This window comes from Streptomyces sp. NPDC006208, from assembly GCF_040613775.1.
In the GTDB taxonomy this organism is placed as follows: Bacteria; Actinomycetota; Actinomycetes; order Streptomycetales; family Streptomycetaceae; genus Streptomyces.
Genome location: NZ_JBEXSW010000126.1, coordinates 1 through 2,061, shown reverse-complemented (window position 1 = coordinate 2,061; position 2,061 = coordinate 1). Strand labels below are relative to the sequence as shown.

Genomic DNA, 2,061 nt, shown 5'->3' with positions numbered 1-2,061 from the left:
CTCGACGGTGACCACGTGCATCTCACGGCCGACGAGGTGCACGCCAGAGCGGCACAGCGGCTGCCCGAGATCTCCCGGGCGACCGTCTACAACGCACTGGGAGAGCTGGTCTCCCTCGGCGAGGTCATGGAGGTCACCACCGACGGCCGCGCCAAGCGTTACGACCCCAACGCGCACCGTCCGCACCAGCACCTGGTGTGCTCCCGCTGCGGCACCATCCGCTGTGTGCCGAATCGGCGGGCGGTGGCCGGCCCAGGCCGGGGCCGGCACCGACGCTGGGGGCCGGGGTCAGGGGGTGAGGAGGGCCTTGATGGCGCGGCGCTCGTCCATCGCCCTGTAGCCCTCGGCGACCTGGTCCAGCGGCAGGGTGAGGTCGAAGACCTTGCCCGGGTTGATCCGGCCCGACAGAACACGGTCGATCAGGTCGGGCAGGTAGCGGCGCACAGGGGCCGGGCCGCCGCGCAGGCCGACGTGCGAGAAGAACAGCTCCTGGCCGTCGATGGCCACATCGTGGGGAACGCCGACGAAGCCGACGTTGCCGCCGGGCCGCGCCCACTGCAGAGCCTGCTGCATGGCCTCGGCGGTGCCTACACACTCCAGCACGCTGCCGGCGCCGATGCCGTCGGTGAGATCCTTGACGCGGGCGACGCCGTCCTCGCCGCGCTCGGCGATGATGTCGGTGGCACCGAACTCACGTGCGAGATTCTGGCGGGACTCGTGGCGGCTCATGGCGATGATCCGCTCCGCGCCCAGTTCCTTGGCGGCGATCACCCCGCACAGGCCGACCGCGCCGTCACCGACGACCACGGCGGTGGAGCCGGGCCGCACTTCGGCGGCCAGCGCCGCGTACCAGCCGGTGCCCATCACGTCCGAGACGGCCAGCAGGCTGGGCAGGGACTCGTCGGCCGGCTGCTCGTCGGTGGCGACCAGCGTGCCCTGGGCGTTGGGGATGCGTACGTAGTCGGCCTGGCAGGTGCTCATGAACTCGCGGTGCAGACAGTTGGACTGCCAGCCATTGCGGCAGTTCGCGCAGGTGTTGTCCGAAGTGGCGAAGGAGCCGACGACGAACTGACCGGGCTTGACCGACGTGACCTCGCTGCCGACCTCCTCCACCACGCCGACGTACTCGTGCCCCATCGGGTGAGGGTCGCCGATCGGCTCCAGACCGCGGTAGGGCCACAGATCCGAGCCGCACACACAGGTGATGTCCGTGCGGATGATCGCGTCGGTCGGCTGGAGGATCCTCGGGTCCTCCAGCGTCTCGAAGCGCACATCGCCGGGGGCGTAGATCACTGCTCCGCGCATGAAGGGTTCCTTACGTGCTGGGCGTCCCGTGCGGTGCGGTACCGACAGGCGCCGGGTGCAGATGCATGGCCGGGACGAAGATCGTGTGGCGGTCTCCGTTCCGGGACCGGGCACCCTCTGCCTCCCCTGTGGCGGCGAGGCGGACAAGTGCCACTTCATCCAGGTAACCGGCATTTCGTGCGCGCAGCCAGGCATCACGGCGTGCGGGACCTACGGTCGAGGGGTGGACAACCGTGAAGAAATCCGCGAGTTCCTGACATCGCGGCGAGCCAAGATCACTCCCGGACAGGCTGGGCTGCCCGCCCGACGCCGCGTTCCCGGCGTGCGCCGCACCTAGCGTCTACGCCAGCGCCCCACAGCAGCCCAACCGCGCCCGATTCAACTTCCTCGACCCCGCCTGGCATGGCCGAGCAGTGCGCACGGCGAGGGGCTGGGCGTCCGACAGGCCCACGTCGGCCGCCGGCAGGTAGGCGAGGCGACCGTCTGAATCCGCCTCGAGGCGGGTATGCGGTGCCTGTGCCAGTGGTGCGTCGTTGACGTGCTGCAGCGCGCCACTCTGACTGCGTAGGCGTGTCTGCGGTGCCAAACCGGGGGCCCTTGTTCCAGGCAGGGAGTGGGGACCTCGGCCTCCGCGGTCGGATAGCGCCGTGCTCTTTTCCTCCTGGCTGCAGATCGACAGCAGGAAAACCTGCCGGCGGCCCGGACGGGCCCGGACCGGGGGCGCTGGCCACGTGCTCGACAAGTCTTCCCCGACAG

Annotated in this window: 1 protein-coding gene and 2 pseudogenes; 2 read left to right on the top strand and 1 reads right to left on the bottom strand. The window is 70.3% G+C overall.

The window, feature by feature from the left end; all coding sequences use genetic code 11:
• Nucleotides 1–222, top strand: a pseudogene (locus ABZ208_RS38975) (transcriptional repressor); the annotation flags it as partial.
• Between the two features lie 66 nt (nt 223–288).
• On the opposite strand, the gene ABZ208_RS38970 reads toward ABZ208_RS38975, so the two are convergent.
• Entirely contained in the window at nt 289–1,305 is a 1,017-nt protein-coding gene (locus ABZ208_RS38970) for a zinc-dependent alcohol dehydrogenase family protein (protein ID WP_356914181.1), read from the bottom strand.
• 223 nt (nt 1,306–1,528) lie between these two features.
• On the opposite strand from ABZ208_RS38970, the pseudogene ABZ208_RS38965 reads away from it, so the two are divergent.
• Nucleotides 1,529–1,639 (top strand): annotated as a pseudogene (locus ABZ208_RS38965) (transcriptional regulator); the annotation flags it as partial.
• Nucleotides 1,640–2,061 lie beyond the last annotated feature (422 nt).

Coding starts and splice junctions, on each gene's coding strand:
- ABZ208_RS38970 (WP_356914181.1), bottom strand. CDS start 1,305: ATGCGCGGAGCAGTGATCTACGCCCCCGGCGATGTGCGCTTCGAGACG.